Source organism: Streptomyces sp. JN8 (genome assembly GCF_055808075.1).
Map to the genome: position 1 here is coordinate 4339678 of NZ_CM147852.1, position 17405 is coordinate 4357082.

A 17405-nucleotide genomic window follows, 5' to 3' on the forward strand; every position below is an offset into this window, starting at 1 on the left:
TTCGCACGCCCCGGCGGTCGTACCAGGCGGTGCGTGCGGGCAGCCGTGCCGTTCCCGCCGCTTCCGGGGGCTCGCGCGGTCGCAGACGGCGCCGCCGGGTCCCCTCGCGTACGGCCTTCACCGCCGCGTCCCCGGGGCCGCGTGCTCCGAGGCAGGGACCGGACGCCTCCCGCGCCGCTCCCCCATGTCACCACCTTCGGAAGGCACTGCACGCGTGAAGCACCGCACCTCCGGCCGCCGGCTCGCCGCCGCGGTTCTCACCCTGTCCACGGTCACGGCCGTGACGGGGGCCCTCGTCACCGTCCCGGCCGCCGCCGTCGTCCCCGCGGCCGTCGCCGAGGCCGCCGCCGCGGCGACCCTGCCGGTCGGCACCGACGTCGTCAGCGTCGGCGACACCGGCTACCTGACGTCCCGCGAGGACGCCGCCGGCGCGACCGTCCTGGAGTGGCGGAAGGCGGACGGTTCGGTGGAGCCGGTCGGCGGCGCCACCGTCGGCCACGACAGCAGGTCCGACTTCCTCGTCACGGGCGAGGAAGTCGGCCCGATCACCGTCCGGGACATGACGGGCTCCGCCGCCCCCGTCACGGTCGACCTGGCCGCCGAGTTCGCCGCCGGCGCCAAGCTGGTCGGCGTGATCGGCCGGGACCTGTTCGTGCAGGTCCCCCGCGGTGGGAACTACCACGACCTGTGGCTGTACACCCCGAACGGTGAGCAGACCAGGAAGGTCAAGCTCTCCGGATACGGCAACCACGTGAGCTTCAAGGTCGTCGCCTCCGCCGGGAACGACGCCCTCGTCCTGGTCACCACCCGGTACGAGTCCGGTGCCACGTTCCGGTACCAGGACTCGCTCGGACTCGTCGACCACGTCCACGGCACGTCCCTCCGGCACGAGCGGGACACCGGCAAGCTCGTGACGGCGGCCGGGGGCGCCCTCACCCTCGACTACTTCGCCCGCGTCGAGGCCCGGTCCGACGGCAACAGGATCATCGTCGACAGGGCCGGCAGGCTCCCCAAGGAGATCCCGCTCGGCACCTTCCACCAGAAGGCCGTCGTCGTCGGCATCGTCGGCGACGTGCTGCTGTACGGCGTCCCGGGCGAGGCGGCCGGCGAGTCGATCAGCCCGCTGTACGCCGTGGACCTCTTCAAGGCCGACGCCCAGCCGTACGAGCTCCTGGAGCGCTTCTCCAGCGTCGCCCACGCTCCGGACGGCGCCGTGCACGTGCGGGGCGTCAAGGACGACGCCGACGGTCTCTACCGGCTGTTCGGCGGCGTCCAGGGCAGCGCCCCCGAGGTGACCCGGGTCGCGAGCACGGGCCGCGACTTCGCCGTCACCGTCCTGGACTCGAAGATCCCCACGACGGTCGACCTCCAGCAGCCGGGCACCCCGGTGCGGTGGGAGTGGACGATCTCCCGCCCCGCCTTCGCGATGCTGACGCTGACGCACGTGGCCACCGGCAAGAACATCACCCTGCCCGGCCCGGACGACCGTTCCACGCGGCCGGTGATGGAGTGGGACGGCACCATCGACGGCGTCGTCGCCCCGAACGGGGCCTACACCTGGCACTTCGTCGCCATCCCCAACGGCATCGGCAGCGCCGCGCGCGCCACCGGCACGTTCCGGGTCACCCGGCAGGCCAACCCGCACGACTTCAACGACAACGGATCGACCGACCTGCTCGCGCGGGACTCCTCCGGCACGCTCTGGCGGGACGACCTGTCCGACGGGCCGGTGGACGGCCGGTACACCTCGGCCGGCCGGTCGGCCGTCGGCGGCGGCTGGATGACGTACAAGCACATCGAGGCGGTCGGGCAGATCGGCGGCGCCGCCCACGGCGACCTCGTCGCGGTCGACGCCAAGGGCGACCTGTGGACCTACCTCGCCAAGGGCGACGGCACCTTCGCGCCCCGCGCGCGCGTGGGCGGCGGCTGGAACGCCTACGACAAGATCACGGGCGGTTCCGACCTCAACGGCGACGGCAGGTCCGACCTGGTCGCCACCGCCACCGACGGCGTCGCGTGGCTCTACAAGGGCACCGGCGACTGGACGAAGCCCTACGCCTCCCGGGTCCGTCTCGGCAGCGGCTGGGGCGTCTACAACCAGATCACCGCCGTCGGGAACATCGCGGGCGCCGCCGCGGGCGACCTCGTCGCCCGCGACACCGCCGGCGTCCTGTGGCTGTACCTCGGCAAGGGCGACGGCACCTTCGCCCCGCGCACCCGCGTCGGCAGCGGCTGGAACATGTTCAGCCGGCTCGTCGGCGCCGGGGACGTGGACAACGACGGCCGCCCGGACCTGATCGGCTACGGCCCGCAGGGCACCTACCTCTACCGCGCCACCGGCAACTGGCAGAGCCCCTTCACGCGGGTGAGCACGCAGCTCTACGCGGGCCCCGGAGAAGGCAGCGCCTACAACGACGTCGTCTGACCGAACCACCCTCCTGTGGGGGGCGGGCCCGGCCCGTCCCCCTCAGGCGCCCCCGGGCTACCCGCAGCAGCCCCGTCCCGAGTCCGACGCGTTCGGTTCGTTGAGTTCGAACCAGATCGCCTTGCCCTCGCCCCGCGGGTCCACGCCCCACGCGTCCGCGAGCATCTCCATCAGGACCAGCCCGCGCCCGCTCGACGCCATCTCGCCGGGGTGCCGCTTGTGCGGCAGCTCGTCGCTCCCGTCCGAGACCTCGACGCGCAGCCGCCGCGCCTTCTCCCCGCAGGCGACCTCGGCGACGAGCAGCGCGTCGCCGTCCGTGTGGACCAGCACGTTGGTGACCATCTCGGAGACCATCAGGACCGCCGAGTCGAGCTGCTCCTCGTCCCGCCAGTCGTGCAGCAGCTGCCGCACCTGCTCGCGCGCCGCGGCGATCCGCTCCGGCTCGGCCTGCGCGATCGTCATCAGCGTGCGGCGCGGCGCCTCCGTGAGCGTGCCGACCGGCCGGCGGGACAGCAGCAGGACGGCGATGTCGTCCTCGCGGCGGTCCGCCAGCGGCCCCGTCGTGTGGTGCGAACCGGGGCCGTGGACGGCCTCCACGAGCGTGTCGGCGAGCGCCTCCAGGTCTTCGCCGTCGTGGGACTCCAGCAGCCCCCGGACCCGCTCCCAGCCGGTGTCGAGGTCGTGTCCGCCGGTCTCCAGGAGGCCGTCGGTGCAGATCATCAGGGTCTCGCCGGGTTCGAGGGTGAGCCGGGTCGTCGGGTAGTCGGTGTCGGGGTCGATGCCGAGCGGGAGACCGCCCGCCGTCGGTCGGAGCAGAACCGTTCCGTCGTTCATCCGCACCGCCGGGTCCGGATGCCCGGCCCGCGCGATCTCCACGGTCCCGCTCTCCAGGTCGACCTCCAGGTAGAGGCAGGTGGCGAAGCGCGGCCCGGCCCCGCTCTCCCCGTCGTCGCCGTCGGTGATCCCGTACAGGAAGCGCGAGGCGCGGGAGAGGACGGCGTCCGGCCGGTGGCCCTCGGAGGCGTACGCGCGCAGCGCGATCCGCAGCTGGCCCATCAGCCCGGCCGCGCGCACGTCGTGACCCTGGACGTCGCCGATGACGAGGGCGATGCGCCCGGAGCCGCGCCCGCCGGTGCGGGAGGTGCCGCCGGGCAGCCGGATCATGTCGTACCAGTCGCCGCCGACCTGGAGCCCGCCGCCGGTCGGCACGTACCGCGCGGCGACCTGGATGCCGGGGATGCCGGGTCCCAGGACCGGCATCATCGTCCGCTGCAGTCCCAGCGACAGCTCGCGCTCCGACTCGGCCACGCCCGCGCGTGCGAGGGCCTGCGCGAGCATCCGGGCGACCGTCGTCAGCACGGAGCGCTCGTCGGGGGTGAACGCCACCGGATGCTCGAAGGCCGCCATCCAGGCCCCCATCGTCCGGCCGGCGACGACCAGCGGCACGAAGGCCCAGGACCGGCGCCCGAAGCGCTGCGCGAGCGGCCAGGTGACCGGGAAGCGGCGCAGGTACTCGTCCGGGCTCGGCAGGTAGATCGCCCGGCCCGTCCGCGCGACCTCCGCCGCCGGGTAGTCGGTGTCGAGCGACATCGACGAGAACGGGCCCTCGTCGCCCTCGCTGTGCCCGTGGTGGCCGATCACCGTGAGCCGGTCCCCCGCCACCCCGAAGACCGCGAGCCCGTCCGGCGAGAACCCCGGCATCGACAGGGAGGCCGCCACGCGCAGCACCTCGGCCGTCGACCGGGCCTCCGCGAGCGCCCGTCCGGCGTCCAGGAGGAACGCCTCGCGGGACCGGCGCCAGTCGCCCGTGACGGGGGTGCGCGCCGCGGTCCCCGGCACCTGCTCGGCGACCTCCTGGAGGGTGCCGACCAGCTCGTAGTCGTTCCCCCGGACGAGCGGCTTCGACCGGCTCCGCACGGTCCGGATCACCCGGCCGTGCTCGTCCATGATCCGCAGCCGGGCCTCGGCGAGCGTCCCCTCGGCGACGGCGAGGTTCACGACCCCGTCGATCTCGTTCCAGTCGACGGGGTGGAACCGCGAGCGCACGGCCGCCTCGGTGAGCCGGACGGGTTCCGCGGGCAGCCCCAGCAGCCGGGCGGCCTCGGCGTCGAGCGAGACGATCCCGGACGCGTTGTCCCAGCGCCACAGGCCGGTCGCGATCGCGGCCAGGACGTCCTCGGTGCGCATTGCCCCACTTTATGAATATCGGACACCAGATCGCCACTGAGCGTATTCGAAAACCGATCTTGGCCCGGCCGGTACTCTGGGTGGGTCTGCCCGTGTGTCCTGTGACGTCTGTGACAGGGGCCACAGGGCGGTCGCCCCAGACCCGAGATCCCGAAGACTGGATGAACGACGATGCATCGGTACAGGTCCCACACCTGCGGCGAGCTCCGCGCCTCTGACGTCGGCACCGACGTCCGGCTGAGCGGCTGGCTGCACAATCGGCGCGACCTGGGCGGCATCCTCTTCATCGATCTGCGCGACCACTACGGCATCACGCAGCTCGTCGCCCGCCCCGGCACCGCCGCGGCCGAGGTCCTCGACAAGCTGACGAAGGAGACCGTCGTCCGCGTGGACGGCAAGGTCGTCTCCCGCGGCGCGGAGAACGTCAACCCCGAGCTGTCGACCGGCGAGATCGAGATCGAGGCCGCCACGGTCGAGGTCCTCGGCGCCGCCAAGCAGATCCCCTTCACCATCAACGCCGACGACGGCGTCAACGAGGAGCGGCGCCTGGAGTACCGCTTCCTCGACCTGCGCCGCGAGCGCATGCACCGCAACATCATGCTGCGCTCCGCCGTCATCGCCGCCATCCGCTCCAAGATGGTGGCCCTCGGCTTCAACGAGATGGCGACCCCGATCCTCGCCGCGACCTCCCCCGAGGGCGCCCGCGACTTCGTCGTCCCGTCCCGCCTGAACCCGGGCAAGTTCTACGCGCTGCCGCAGGCGCCGCAGCAGTTCAAGCAGCTGCTGATGATCTCCGGCTTCGACCGGTACTTCCAGATCGCGCCCTGCTTCCGCGACGAGGACGCCCGCGCGGACCGTTCGCCGGGCGAGTTCTACCAGCTCGACGTCGAGATGAGCTTCGTCGAGCAGGAGGACGTCTTCCAGCCCATCGAGAAGCTCATGACGGAGCTCTTCGAGGAGTTCGGCGGCGGCCGCCACGTCACCTCCCCGTTCCCGCGGATCCCGTTCCGCGAGTCGATGCTCAAGTACGGCAACGACAAGCCCGACCTGCGCACCGACCTCGAACTCGTCGACATCTCCGACGTCTTCGAGGCCTCGGAGTTCAAGGCCTTCGCCGGCAAGCACGTCCGCGCGCTGGCCGTACCGGACACCGGCGACCAGCCGCGCAAGTTCTTCGACCAGCTCGGCGACTTCGCGGTCTCGCTCGGCGCGAAGGGCCTGGCCTGGGTCCGCGTCGGCGAGGGCAACGCGCTGACCGGCCCCATCGCCAAGTTCCTCACCGAGGAGAACGTCAAGGTCCTGACCGAGCGCCTCGGTCTGGAGCCCGGCCACGCGATCTTCTTCGGCGCGGGCGAGTTCGACGAGGTCTCCAAGATCATGGGCCCGGTCCGGGTCGAGGCCGCCAAGCGCGCCGGCCGCTTCGAGGAGAACGTCTTCCGCTTCGCGTGGATCGTCGACTTCCCGATGTACGAGCGGGACGAGGAGACCGGCAAGATCGACTTCTCGCACAACCCGTTCTCGATGCCGCAGGGCGGTCTCGAGGCCCTGGAGACCCAGGACCCGCTGGACGTCCTCGGCTGGCAGTACGACATCGTCTGCAACGGCATCGAGCTCTCCTCCGGCGCGATCCGGAACCACGAGCCCGAGATCATGTTCAAGGCCTTCGAGATCGCGGGCTACTCGCGCGAGACGGTCGAGCAGGAGTTCGCGGGCATGCTCCGCGCCTTCGAGTACGGCGCCCCGCCGCACGGCGGCATCGCCCCCGGCGTCGACCGCATCGTCATGCTCCTCGCCGACGAGCCCAACATCCGCGAGACGATCGCCTTCCCGCTGAACGGCAACGCCCAGGACCTCCTGATGGGCGCCCCGACGGAACTGGACGAGGCCCGCCTGCGCGAGCTGAACATCCAGCTCCGCAAGCCGGTCGAGAAGAAGACGGTCGACATCACGGACGCGGTCCACCCGGACGCGGCGCGGTAGTCACTCGCCTTGAGCGGCCGAAGGGGCCCGGACTCCTCGCGGAGTTCGGGCCCTCCGTCGTACCCGCTCACGGCGCCGCCGAAGCGAGATAGGGGCGGACTCGGGTCACGCCGGACGTGGACGCGGTGAAACCGAGGAACGACCCCGGTCCCTCCAGGGTGACCACGAGGCCGGTGGTGGCGGGGCCACGGCGGAGTCCGACCGTCGCGTGGCGGGCGCCGGCATCCCAGCCCGCTATCCGGAGGCCCTCGACTCCCGTGAACTTCAGGTGGAACTCCACGGTGTTGTACGCCTTCTCGGCCCACGCGGCCGGTGGACGCGAGGGCAGGACGTTCGTGTCGAAGCCCAGCGTCACCGACGTACCCCGCTCGTCGATCTGTACGTAGAACACCTCGCACACGCCACCGTTCAGGCGCGGAGGGCTCGCGTAGAGGTCGGTGATCGCCTCGGCGGAGTCGACGAGTGCCGTCCAGTCAGAGTCGTCCATGGAAGGTCTTCTCCTCCGTGGCGGGGATGGTCTGGAAGCGCAGGGCGTCGATCCGTCGCGAGAACACATGACGGCCGTCATCGCCGCCGTCCCCCGAGGCCCTGAACGCGCTCACGTGCCCCACCAGGACGGAATCACTGCTGGTGAACCCGAGGTCCACCCCGGCCCCTGTCACCCGCACCCGCATTCTCCGCCGCTCGTCCTGGAGATCCACCGCGAGGGCGGCCCGGTGCACGGGCGGGTTCCACTCCGTCAGCGACAGCTCCTCCACCGCGAGGCGCTCGCGTCTCCGCGGACGCTCACGCCGACGCGGTCCGGAATCGCTCCAGCGAGGAGGCGAGGTCACGGGCCGCGCCGCTCTCGGCCGGGAGCCGTGAGAGGAGGTTCCGTTCCAGTTCCACGGCCGACCGCAGGACCGCCTCGGCCAACTCGCCGGGCCGGCAGCTCCCCACGGGGGTCCCGTTCGCCGACACCGTCACCACTCCGTCGCCGTCACGCCGGAAGTCGAGCCGGAACGAGGAACCGGTGCCCACGAACGAGGCCGTCGTCATCTCCCCGGAGACGAGAGGCCGGACCGAGTCGAGGAGCACCGCCACGGACAGGTAGATCATCATTCCCTGATCGGGAACATGCCCCGCCGACCCCACCGCTCCGCGCTCTCCCTCGCACTGGACGTCACCGAGGTCGAACTCGTCGGCCTCCCCCTGCTCGGGGCGCACGCTGAACCTCAGTGTGATCACGGGTCGTAGCTCCTTCCTACGACGGCGCAACGGAGGCACTTGCTCACGTGCGGGCTCCGCATTCCTGGTGCCGGGGCTCGCTCGGCGCGAGGGAGATCTTCAGGCGACGGGTGATCGGGGCGGCCATGGTCAGGGTCCTTCGTAGGAACGAGCCACGATCCAGTCCTCGTACTCTTCGGTGGAAACGGCGCACAGTGCTGTCCCGTCGAGGGCGATGGCGATGAACTCGCGGGATCCGCTTGCGGCGGCAATGCGTGAGGGGAGATGGCCCCCGATGGAGTCCCTTACTCTGATCCATCCCCGAGTGAGGCTGCCGGGATATGTGGCAAGAAGCAGAAACTCTCCGTTTGCGTCAAGAATGCCCAACCGATCCGCTTCGTCGTGCCAAAGGTCGTCAAGGAGATCCCGTGCGGAGGGGTCGGAAAGGGAGACTCGGACGGTGGGTTGGACGAAGCCTCCCGTCACGGCGACACTCGCCTGCTCCGGGCTCGGCACATCCTCGGGCACCGCGCCGACCACCTCATGAAGCGCTTGTCGACCGAGAGCCTCCAGCAGTTCAGCCGCGCTGCGGACTTCCTCGTCGCGACGCTTCACCATGTTCCCCAACCTTCCTTGTAGAAGAAGTGATGATCTCCTCCTGGTTTATCTATCGCCGCGTACTTCTGAAACGAGTCCTTGTAGCGGAAAAAGTCTCCAGGAAGGTTGTCCCAGCCGAAGTTTACTTCGGTCAGGCTCGGGTCGAGCTTCGGCCTTCCAGCGTGGAAGTGTGGACCCGCTCGATCGAATGTGTGCTCAACGACGACTCGGGACCCTTCGGGTGTCTCGAATTGCCTGAATCGCCCCCAATGAGACTCGGTTGACGAATAGAAGTAGCCAGGTATGTGGGAGCGGGTGATGTCTCCCGTCACTATCCACTCGGCGTCAGGTGCTGTGCCGTAGGGGACGCCCGCCGCTTCAAAGGCGGCCCGCTCCGCATCAGCCCGTTGGTCGAACGGGTTGGAGTGCTCGCCCTTGGGCGGGCAGGGTCCCAACCCCAGCGGGTCGCTCCACGTGAGTGGGTTGTGGATGTACGTCACCGGGTGGGGGGCGGGCCCAAGGCCCAGCGGGTCCGGGGAGAGGTAGCGGGCCGATTCCGGGTCGTAATAGCGGAAGTGGTTGTAGTGGAGCCCCGATTCCGCGTCGAAGTACTGTCCCGGGAAGCGGAGTGGCGTGTACGCCGTTGCGTCGCGGTTCCACGTCGTCGTGCCCCAGAGAGTGCTGCGGGTACGCCAGGCCAGTTCGCCCGACTCGTCGATGAGTTCCGACGGGGTGCCGATCAGGTCCGTGACGATGGCGAAGAAGCGCTCATCGGTGGAGTCGACGCGGCGTTCTGTCTGTGCCAGGGGCCGCAGGCCCGCGTGGTCCCAGGTGAGCGTGATGTCGTCGGTCGTCTGCTCGCAGAGGGTCGTGCCGTCCCAGGTGAAGTGGACCGTCTCGACAGGGGACTGCTTCGATATCCGGCGGCCCAGAGGGTCGTAGGCGTACCGCCAGACCGTGCCGTCCGGGGTGGTCACCGAGGTCATTCGGTCCTCGGCGTCCCACTCGTAGCGCCAGGTGTCCGGCTTCTTGGACAGGCGGGTCTTCTGGCGCAGGACGATGCGGCCCTGGGCGTCGTGTTCGTAGCGGACTGACCCCGCACCCGTGATGCGGGTGCCCTGGTACGTGCGAAGGCCCGTCGAGGAGTGGGCCGGGTGGGCGGACGGCCAGGATGCCTCCGTTTGGTTGCCGGCGCCGTCGTAGGCGTACCGCTCCGTCCAGTCGGGCGCGCGCACGGCCGTAACGCGGCCCGCCACGTCCAGTTCGAACCGGCGGGCGCCCGAGAGTCCGTCGATGATGCCCACGAGTCCGCCGTCCGCGCGGTAGGCGTACTCACGGTGCTGGAGCCGGTTACCCGCGCGGCCGGTGACGTCCTGCGCGGTGAGGCGGCCCATCGTGTCGAACGAGAAGGTGAGGGCTGCGAAGTCGCCGACGTGTCGGGAGGTTTCGCGTCCCATGAGATCAAGGTCGAAAGTCAGGGTACGGCCCGAGGTGATCAGCGCCGTCCGGCGTCCCGCCTCGTCGTACGACCACGTACTCGTCGAGCCGCCCGGGGTGGCCCGCCCGGTCCGCCGGCCCACCGAGTCGTGGCTGAAGGAGAGCGTCCGGCCGTTCACGGTTTCGGAGACGAGAAGGCCATGACGGTTCCGGAGACGCTCCAACCGCGCGTCAGGGCCCGTCGCAACCGCGAGCTGGTCCGAGATGTCGTACTCGAACGTCGTGACCGCCCTGCCGTCGACCTCCTTGCGGACGACCTGCCCGAGTCGGTTGTGTGTGAGGCTGATGGACTGCCCGAGACCGTTCGTACGTGAAACCAGATGTCCAGCCGCGTCGTACGCGTAGTTCAGTGTCCGGTCGTCGAAGTCCGTCTCGGCGACCAGTCGGCCCGCCGGGTCGTAGGTGTAGTCCCAGGTCAGGCCCTGCGGATCGGTCACCCGGGTCAGCCGCAGGTTCGAGTCGTGGGAGAACTCGTAGCGGACACCGTCCGGGCCCGTTCGGGACGTCAGCAGATCGAAGTCGGTATACGCGAAACGCGTCGTGGCGCCCTTCGCGTCGGTGTGGCTGAGGCAGTTTCCCTCGCCGTCGTACGTCCAGGACTGCGTCGTGCCGTCGGGTGCCGTCCGGCGGGACGGCAGGCCTTCGACCGTCCACTCCATCCGGGTCTCGGAGCCGAGAGCGTCGGTGAACCGGATGGGACGGCCGAAGGCGTCGTGCTCGTAGTGGGTGGTGGCGCCCAGCGGATCAGTGATCTGGACGGGGAGTCCCCTGCGGTCCAGGACGAGCCGGGTGGTGGCGCCGAGCGGGTCCGTCATCGACGTGAGCCGACCCGATTCGTCGTACAGGAACTCCGTACGGGCGCCCATGGGGTTTGTCACCGACGTGCGGTTGCCGCGCTCGTCGAAGGTCTGGTGGGTGACGTTGCCGTCGGTGCCGACGACGCGTATCGGAAAACCGAGATCGTCGTACTCGGCCCGGGCCTGCCGTCCGTCCGGGCGTTCGGCCAGGGTGGTGCGCCCGTGCTGGTCGTACGTGGAGCGACTGACGTTCCCCAGCGGATCAGTCCGAGACAGCAGTCGGTTGCGGCGGTCGTAGGTGAAGCGGGTGACCGCGCCCAGTGCGTCGATCTCCGCGACGACCTGCTGGAGGTCGTTGATCAGGTGCCGCTGGGTGTTCCCCAGGCCGTCGGTGAGGGACGTCGTGCGGAGGCCCGTCGCGGGGTCGACGTCGTCCCAGGTGAAGGTGGTCTCGAGGTGTCCGTTCGTGCCCGACTGGTAGGTGCAGCGGTCCCGGTCGTCGTAGACGTAGTCGAAGTGGCTGTCGTTGGTGTCGGTCCACGAGGTGATGCGGCCGTGCTCGTCGCAGCCGAAGCGCAGCGGGCGTCCCGAGGAGTTGGTGACCTCCGTCAGGTGGCCGTCCGTGTAGCCGTAGCGCAGGATCTCCTGGTCGGAGCCGTCCGCCGCCGCTTCCGCGAGGTGGAGGGCCGTCACCCGGCCCTCGTCCGTCGTGAGCTTCAGGTGGTAGCCGCCGTGGTGGACGATCGCCGTCGGGGCGCCGGTCTCGTCGTGCTCGAAGGCGATCCAGCGGCCGTTGCGGTCGTCGATCTGGGCCAGGAGAGCGAGTCCATGACCGTGGTCGGCGAAGTGGCGGACCGTGCCGCTGTCCGGGTCCGTGACGGTGTAGCCGTCCTCGACCCGGTCCAGCGGCCACTGCCTGCCGTGGCTCGGCATGACCGGGACACCGGGGGCCGGGTGCGGGTACGCGAGCAGGCTCCCCTCGTCGCAGCTGAAGACCACGCCCTCCGCGTCGATCTCCAGGCGCTGGTCCACCGTCGACGACCAGGTCGGACCGAACCAGCGGCCCGACCTGCGCGAGGAGTCGAAGGTGCGCCGGAAGACGACGGGAAGCGACCCGGGCAGGGTGATGTCGGTCTGCGGCAGGAGGACCCGACCCGAGGCGATGTCGACGGGGTCCTTCTCGCACCGGGTCTCCTTGCCCTGCTTGCAGGCGGTCGGCGGGTCCTTCTCGTGGTCCTTCCGGCTGCTGCCCGGACCGTCGGCGATCGTCTTCCCCGTGTCCGGGCGGTGCTTGACCGCGTCCTTCAGCCCGGCGCGCAGACCGCCCCGGATCACTCCCGCGCCCTTCGTCCCCAGCAGTTCCGGTGCCAGTCGGCCGAGGAACTCCGACGGGTCGCCCTTCGCCGCGTCCCAGGCGTTCTTCAGGGCCCGGTCCGGGTTCGCCGCCGTGGACACCAGACCGGCGAGGGTCGTGTTGACGCCCTTGTAGTAGTCCGCCGGGTGGGTCAGGTTGTACGGGTCCACCGGGTTGACCGAGCGGACGAAGTTGAGCAGGCCGGCCGTTCCCTTGACCACTCCGCCGCCGAAGTGGGCCAGTTCGATGCTCTGGCCCAGGCTGTAGTCCATCAGCTCCAGCTTGGCCCGTTCGCGGCCCGTGGGTTCCTTCGGCGCGTGGGCGAGCGCGGCGGCGACCGCCGCCTTCGCGGTGTCCCCGGCCTCGTTCCGGGCCTTCCGCGCGTCGTTCAGGATCTCCTTGGCCCGCTGCCGCTTGGCCTTGCCCGGGTCGGAGAAGGCCCCCGGGTCCGGCAGCGGATCGTCCCCGGTGCGGGCCGCGTTGTACGCGTCGACCTTCTTGTTGTACGAGTCGACCGCCGCCTTGGAGTCCTGCTCGCCCTCCTTGTAGAGGGCCATCGCCTCCCGCGCCTTGCCCTGCGCTCCGACGACGGCCCGGGAGTACGTCTCCAGCGCCTTGGCCGCGTTCTCCATGGCGTCCGCCGCGTGCAGCCAGTCCGTCGGCAGGGTCGAGAACTTCTCCCGGAACGCGTCGGCCGCCTCGCCCTTCCAGTGACCGGAGTCCAGCTTCCGCATGCCGCTGCCGACCAGGTCGAACGCCTTCTGGAAGTCCCGGAGGTTCTTCACCGCCTCGGCGATCTTCTCCGGCTTCCCGTGGATCAGCTCGTCCGCTTCCTCGGTCTGCCCGAGCTGCTGCTCCCCGACCGACGCGCCGAGGGAGGACGCGGTCTCGTCGCCCCAGTCCTCGACCGAATCCGCGATGTCGTGCGCGCCGATCTTGTCCAGCCCCTGGCCGGCCTTGTCGGTGACGTAGTCGACGCCTTCGCCGACGATCTCCTTGCCCTTGTCGATGCCGTCACCGATCTTGTCGATGCCCTTGTCGACCAGACCTCCCCAGTCCACCATCAGCGGCTCTCCCCCCAGCGCGGCTGTTCGGCCTGGTCGATGGTCGCCTGATCGGGCTCAAGGAGGTCCTTGAGCCTCTGGTCGGCGCCGTCCCGCCGCTCCGAGTCGATCACCCCCGAGCGTTCCAGTCCGTCGAGCATCGAGTCCTCGACGTCGTACGCGGTGTTCTTCCAGGTCTGCTTGACCTCCTGGTGGGCGCCCTCGAACGATTCGGGGCTCCAGTCGGCGCCGTCCCACGTCTGCTGGTCGCGGATGCTGTCCCAGCTCTTCTGCTTCACCTCGTCCTCGGAGAGGTGCGGGTTTCCATTGAGGGAGTTCACCCCGATCTTGATGGAGTCCTTGATGTAGCGCTCCTGCTCGGCGAACGAGCCAGCCGACAGCCCGACCGCCTGCGCGAAGCCGTTTCCTCGCAGGGTGAGGGCGCGGACGCCCCACTCCCACCGCTCGCAGAACGTCTCGAACTCGGACGTCAGGCCGCCGTGCCCCAGCTCAAGTCCCGAGAGCGCGAGATCGGAGAACCCGCGGCCCGCCGACGCCTCGCCGACCATGCCGAGCTCCTTCAGCTCGGCGTGCGCCAGATCGATGCCCTTCGCGACCTCCGCGAGCGCCGCCGCAGGCGCCGCGAGATCAGGCTCGTTTCCGCTCATCGTGTCCCCGTTCCCCCGACTTCGGTCGTCTCTCCGAGATCCACCGCCGCCTCGTCCGGGACGATGCCCGCCACCGGCGGGAAGACCATCCCGTCCGCGCTGCCCGCGTCCAGCGCGACTCCGCCCGGACCGGGCAGCATCGGCACCATCACGTCGAGCAGACGGGCGCCCAGGATCGTGCGGTACGGCCACTCCCGCTCCGACTGCCCGCGTGCGTCCGCGAACCGCGCCAGCGCCTCCTCGTCCGAGAAGGCGCAGATCCACCGCACCCCGTTGAAGTCCGCGGTCCACAGGCTGTCCTGGTCGTCGAACGGCACCAGCACGGCCGTACGCCGGAATTCGCCGAGCAACCGCGCAAACTCCCGCCGGGCCTCGGCGATCCCGTCGGCCGGCTCCGCCTGCGGCACGGCCGGCATGGCCGGCGCGGCCGGGTCCGCCGGAGTCTCGCGCCCGCCCGGACTCGTCGCCTCCGCGGGTGCGTCGGCCAGTTCTGCGAGTCTCGACACCTGCCGAGAACCCGGTATGTCGTCCCCGTTCTCACTCACCCGCGCATGCTGCCACGTGCTCGTTCGCACGAGCAACGAACAGAGGTCCGATTACGTCACTGCCGCGCAGTCACCGCAGTTGCCCGGTTCCGGGCCTCGGTACGCGCGGTCGCAGGTGTCGCAGTTCTGGAGCGGGTGTCTCGGCGACGGTCTCTCCGCGCGGAAGGGTGGCAGCGGCGGTAGTTGGGCCGTCAGGCGGTGCGCCAGGAGCGCCGCGGGGCGCCTGAGGGGTTCCTGAGGGAGCGCGGCGGTCAGTGCCCGGTGGACGGCTTCGGGTGGGTACTCCCGTTCCAGCCAGGTCACGACGCCCGGCGCGAGGTGCTCGGCGTCGGTCGCGGAGACCAGGAGGCGGGGATCCGTGCGGCGCAGGCCGGAGAGGACGCCGATCGCCCTCCGGAGCAGGTCGGGCGTCGGGTAGGCGGGCTGGGGAACGGCCGGCAATGCCGCCCTCCGACGCGGTGCGCCCTGCTCGCGCCGCCGTGGCGGAGGGTCCGCCTCGGGCCTCTGCGGCGGGCCGTCGCCCTTCGCCGGGCGCGGCGCGGCACTGCTCGTGCGGCGCGGGCCGCCGCCCGTTCGGCCCGGTCGGTTGCACGAGACCGTGCGCGTCACCACCCGCCCGCTCGGCGTCCGTTCCTTCGTGCGCCGCAGATAGCCGTGGGCCTCCAGCTCCCTGAGCGCCCCGGCGATGCGGGTCGCTCCCTCGGGGAATCGGGCTGCGAGGCTCCTGATGTCCACCGGCGATCCGGCCGGCAGCGACTGGATGTGTGTCGCCAGTCCGATCGCGACGAGCGACAGCGCGAGGTGCTGCGCCAGGTGGTTGCCGACTACCGTGAACTGCGTGGTGTGGCGGGCGTTCTCGTGCACCACCCCACGGGAAATCCCCCGCGAGAGTCGGTTATTGGCCCTGTCACCGGACAGGGTGGGTGTCATCGCGCTACGGTTTTCTTCATCCATCGGGAAGCCTTTTTCTTCCTTGCTGGTGAGGCCCTCGCATCGGGATTGCCGTCCCGGGCGAGGGCCGACGCATGTCTGCGTCCTGGTCTGTTGGGCAGAGCGTAGATCAAGCAACCCACCACAAAGCCAGCCGACTTGGGCATATTCACCCTCGCGAGTGAGGCCCGCTCCAGCGGGAGGAGGGGTGGGGTGTGGTTCGGTTTCTTTCCCCCGGTGGTCGTTTCTTGGGAGACCGTCCAGCCGACCGGAGGCCGCGATCGCGGGGTACGGTGACCAAGCCCTTCGCGCAGGTCAGCGCGGTCGGCGGGGTCAGCGGGGTCAGCGGGGCGGCAGGTCGAGTTCCGCCCAGACCGTCTTCCGGGGTACGGGGCCGCGTTCGACGCCCCACCGGTCGGCCAGCGCCTCCACCAGAAGCAGCCCTCGCCCCGACTCGCCCTCCACGCCGACCGGTCGAGCCCGGGGCGGCTTCTCGCCCCGGGTGTCCGTCACCTCCACCCGGAGCACCCCCGGTCGTGACAGGAGCGCGAGCCGGAAGCTCCGGCCGGCGACCCGGCCGTGTGTTGCCGCGTTCGCGGCCAGTTCGGCGATCACCTGTGTCGCCGGATCCGTCACGCCGTACGGCACCTCCTGATCCCGCATCCACTCGACGGCAAGCAGCCGGGCGAGCCGGGCCCCTCGGGGCGTGGGGGACAGGAGCACGCTGAAGTGCCGGATGGGCGCGTGTACTTGGGTGATGTTCTGCTGATTCACATCACCGAGCGTGGCTGCCCCCGCATAGCCTGAACAGTCACGACGCCGATGCGTACGGTGACTGTCCGGTGCTTGTCCACTGCTGTCCGGGCTGTCCGGACCCTCTTCACGGGTAGGGGCGTCGCGCCATGAAGGGGCGAGGGAAGGGTGCGGTATGTCGGTGGATGGTGCGGCACAGCGGCTCAAGACCGAGGCGGACGAGCCGGGGTGGGAGGTCGACCCGGACGACGACTGGGGTGTGGCCGTGGTTGCCACCGTGGGGCGGCAGCTGCGGCTGCGGAGGGAGGCGGTCGGGATGCGGGCCGCCGAGCTGGGCACGGCCACCGGATACGGCGAGGACCTCATCTACAAGATCGAGAATGGCAAGCGGATCCCCCGCCCGGAGCTCCTGGACAAGGCGGACGAGGTGTTGGGCGCCGCTGGCCTGCTCTCGGCCATGAAGGAGGACATCGCCAAGGTTCGGTACCCGAAGAAGGTGCGCGATCTGGGTCATGTCGAGGCGAGAGCCGCTGAGATCGGTGTGTACGTCTGCAACAGCATCAGTGGGTTACTGCAGACGCCCGACCATGCTCGTGCCGCATTCGAGTCGCGGCAACCTCCCTACTCACAGGCTGAGGTGGAGCGGTTGGTGGCGGCTCGGGTGGCTCGGCAGTCTGTCTTCGAGCGGGACCCGGCGCCTTCGCTCGGCTTCGTGCTGGAAGAGGCGCTGCTGCGGCGCCCGCTCGGAGGCACAATGGCGTGGCGGGGACAACTCGAACGTCTGCTGGAGGTAGGCAGGTTGCGTAACGTCACGCTTCAGGTGATGCCGACGCACGTAGAGGTCCATCCCGGGCTGGACGGCAAGATCGAGCTGCTGAAGTTCGCGGACGGTACTGCGACGGGCCGCTCCGACGGTGCGTTCAACGGTCGGCCTGTCACGGATCCGAGGCAGGTACGCATCCTTGAGCTGCGCTATGGCACGATCCGGGCTCAGGCTCTCCCGCCCCGGGAGTCGCTGGCCTTCATTGAGCAACTGCTGGGAGAGACATGATCCACAAGGTCGCAGCCGGGGACGCCTCCGAACTGGCTTGGTTCAAGAGCAGCTACAGCGATGGCAATGAGGGTGACTCCTGCGTCGAGGTGGCCACCACCCCCGCCACCGTCCACGTCCGCGACTCCAAGAACCTCGGCGGCCCGCAGCTCGCGTTTCTCCCCGGCACCTGGGCCGGCTTCGTCGCGTACGCGACGGCGGGTTGATCCCGCCACCCCGTCTCCGTAACCCACATGAGTGAGGAGCCCGGATCTCTCGGTCTCAGGCTCTTGGCATATGCCACGGTGTCGGCATGGCGACTGCGACAAACCCGGCTCCCCGGACTGGGGAGCACGTACCGTGGAAGGCACCACCGATCTGGGAGGAGTCTGC

At 70.2% G+C, this 17405-nt stretch carries 14 protein-coding genes; 4 read left to right on the forward strand and 10 right to left on the reverse strand.

Annotated features, from left to right (window positions below):
- Nucleotides 1-184: 184 nt before the first annotated feature.
- A complete protein-coding gene (locus ACY0MR_RS19085; protein WP_473554270.1) occupies nt 185-2425 on the forward strand; it encodes an FG-GAP repeat domain-containing protein in 2241 nt (746 codons plus the stop codon).
- 57 nt (nt 2426-2482) lie between these two features.
- Here ACY0MR_RS19085 and ACY0MR_RS19090 read toward each other — a convergent pair whose 3' ends face one another.
- On the reverse strand, nt 2483-4612 hold the full coding sequence (locus ACY0MR_RS19090) for an ATP-binding SpoIIE family protein phosphatase (RefSeq protein ID WP_473554273.1): 2130 nt from the start codon (nt 4610-4612) through the stop codon (nt 2483-2485).
- A gap of 171 nt (nt 4613-4783) precedes the next feature.
- Between ACY0MR_RS19090 and aspS the strand changes: the two genes are divergently transcribed.
- Nucleotides 4784-6592, forward strand: a complete 1809-nt coding sequence (gene aspS, locus ACY0MR_RS19095) for an aspartate--tRNA ligase (RefSeq protein WP_392206796.1) — start codon at nt 4784-4786, stop codon at nt 6590-6592.
- A 67-nt stretch (nt 6593-6659) separates the two neighbouring features.
- On the opposite strand, the gene ACY0MR_RS19100 is transcribed toward aspS, so the two are convergent.
- The 9 genes from ACY0MR_RS19100 to ACY0MR_RS19140 form a co-directional block, all read right to left on the reverse strand.
- Nucleotides 6660-7079: an Imm50 family immunity protein gene (locus tag ACY0MR_RS19100; protein WP_473554276.1), complete on the reverse strand. Its 420-nt coding sequence runs from the start codon at nt 7077-7079 to the stop codon at nt 6660-6662.
- The gene (locus tag ACY0MR_RS19105; protein WP_473554278.1) at nt 7066-7350 is read right to left on the reverse strand and encodes a hypothetical protein; all 285 of its coding nucleotides are present in this window, start codon (nt 7348-7350) and stop codon (nt 7066-7068) included. Before ACY0MR_RS19105 ends, ACY0MR_RS19100 begins: the two co-directional genes overlap by 14 nt.
- A gap of 28 nt (nt 7351-7378) precedes the next feature.
- Nucleotides 7379-7819 (reverse strand): hypothetical protein, encoded by a 441-nt coding sequence (locus ACY0MR_RS19110; RefSeq protein ID WP_473554281.1) that lies wholly within the window; start codon nt 7817-7819, stop codon nt 7379-7381.
- Between the two features lie 129 nt (nt 7820-7948).
- Nucleotides 7949-8416, reverse strand: coding sequence for a hypothetical protein (locus ACY0MR_RS19115; RefSeq protein WP_473554283.1), 468 nt, complete (start codon nt 8414-8416; stop codon nt 7949-7951).
- Nucleotides 8410-13107 (reverse strand): putative T7SS-secreted protein, encoded by a 4698-nt coding sequence (locus ACY0MR_RS19120; RefSeq protein ID WP_473554286.1) that lies wholly within the window; start codon nt 13105-13107, stop codon nt 8410-8412. The genes ACY0MR_RS19115 and ACY0MR_RS19120 overlap by 7 nt, the downstream gene beginning before the upstream one ends.
- Nucleotides 13107-13754: a hypothetical protein gene (locus tag ACY0MR_RS19125; protein ID WP_473554288.1), complete on the reverse strand. Its 648-nt coding sequence runs from the start codon at nt 13752-13754 to the stop codon at nt 13107-13109. The genes ACY0MR_RS19120 and ACY0MR_RS19125 overlap by 1 nt, the downstream gene beginning before the upstream one ends.
- Nucleotides 13751-14170 carry an SseB family protein gene (locus ACY0MR_RS19130; RefSeq protein WP_473561845.1) on the reverse strand — a complete coding sequence of 140 codons (420 nt, stop codon included), beginning with the start codon at nt 14168-14170 and terminating at the stop codon, nt 13751-13753. Before ACY0MR_RS19130 ends, ACY0MR_RS19125 begins: the two co-directional genes overlap by 4 nt.
- 180 nt (nt 14171-14350) lie before the next feature.
- Nucleotides 14351-15253, reverse strand: a complete 903-nt coding sequence (locus ACY0MR_RS19135; protein ID WP_473554290.1) for a helix-turn-helix domain-containing protein — start codon at nt 15251-15253, stop codon at nt 14351-14353.
- Between the two features lie 318 nt (nt 15254-15571).
- Nucleotides 15572-16003: an ATP-binding protein gene (locus ACY0MR_RS19140; protein WP_388801893.1), complete on the reverse strand. Its 432-nt coding sequence runs from the start codon at nt 16001-16003 to the stop codon at nt 15572-15574.
- Between the two features lie 154 nt (nt 16004-16157).
- Here ACY0MR_RS19140 and ACY0MR_RS19145 point away from each other — a divergent pair, with 154 nt between their 5' ends.
- Together ACY0MR_RS19145 and ACY0MR_RS19150 are read left to right on the forward strand one after the other, a co-directional pair.
- Nucleotides 16158-17033 (forward strand): helix-turn-helix domain-containing protein, encoded by an 876-nt coding sequence (locus tag ACY0MR_RS19145; RefSeq protein ID WP_473554293.1) that lies wholly within the window; start codon nt 16158-16160, stop codon nt 17031-17033.
- Nucleotides 17030-17239, forward strand: coding sequence for a DUF397 domain-containing protein (locus ACY0MR_RS19150; protein ID WP_388801887.1), 210 nt, complete (start codon nt 17030-17032; stop codon nt 17237-17239). Before ACY0MR_RS19145 ends, ACY0MR_RS19150 begins: the two co-directional genes overlap by 4 nt.
- The last annotated feature ends 166 nt before the right edge of the window (nt 17240-17405 follow it).

Bases quoted from the DNA above. Each gene is read 5' to 3' on its own strand.
- ACY0MR_RS19085 (WP_473554270.1), top strand. From the start codon at position 185: ATGTCACCACCTTCGGAAGGCACTGCACGCGTGAAGCACCGCACCTCC.
- ACY0MR_RS19090 (WP_473554273.1), bottom strand. From the start codon at position 4,612: ATGCGCACCGAGGACGTCCTGGCCGCGATCGCGACCGGCCTGTGGCGC.
- aspS (WP_392206796.1), top strand. From the start codon at position 4,784: ATGCATCGGTACAGGTCCCACACCTGCGGCGAGCTCCGCGCCTCTGAC.
- ACY0MR_RS19100 (WP_473554276.1), bottom strand. From the start codon at position 7,079: ATGGACGACTCTGACTGGACGGCACTCGTCGACTCCGCCGAGGCGATC.
- ACY0MR_RS19115 (WP_473554283.1), bottom strand. From the start codon at position 8,416: ATGGTGAAGCGTCGCGACGAGGAAGTCCGCAGCGCGGCTGAACTGCTG.
- ACY0MR_RS19120 (WP_473554286.1), bottom strand. From the start codon at position 13,107: ATGGTGGACTGGGGAGGTCTGGTCGACAAGGGCATCGACAAGATCGGT.
- ACY0MR_RS19125 (WP_473554288.1), bottom strand. From the start codon at position 13,754: ATGAGCGGAAACGAGCCTGATCTCGCGGCGCCTGCGGCGGCGCTCGCG.
- ACY0MR_RS19130 (WP_473561845.1), bottom strand. From the start codon at position 14,170: ATGCCGGCCGTGCCGCAGGCGGAGCCGGCCGACGGGATCGCCGAGGCC.
- ACY0MR_RS19135 (WP_473554290.1), bottom strand. From the start codon at position 15,253: ATGGATGAAGAAAACCGTAGCGCGATGACACCCACCCTGTCCGGTGAC.
- ACY0MR_RS19145 (WP_473554293.1), top strand. From the start codon at position 16,158: ATGTCGGTGGATGGTGCGGCACAGCGGCTCAAGACCGAGGCGGACGAG.
- ACY0MR_RS19150 (WP_388801887.1), top strand. From the start codon at position 17,030: ATGATCCACAAGGTCGCAGCCGGGGACGCCTCCGAACTGGCTTGGTTC.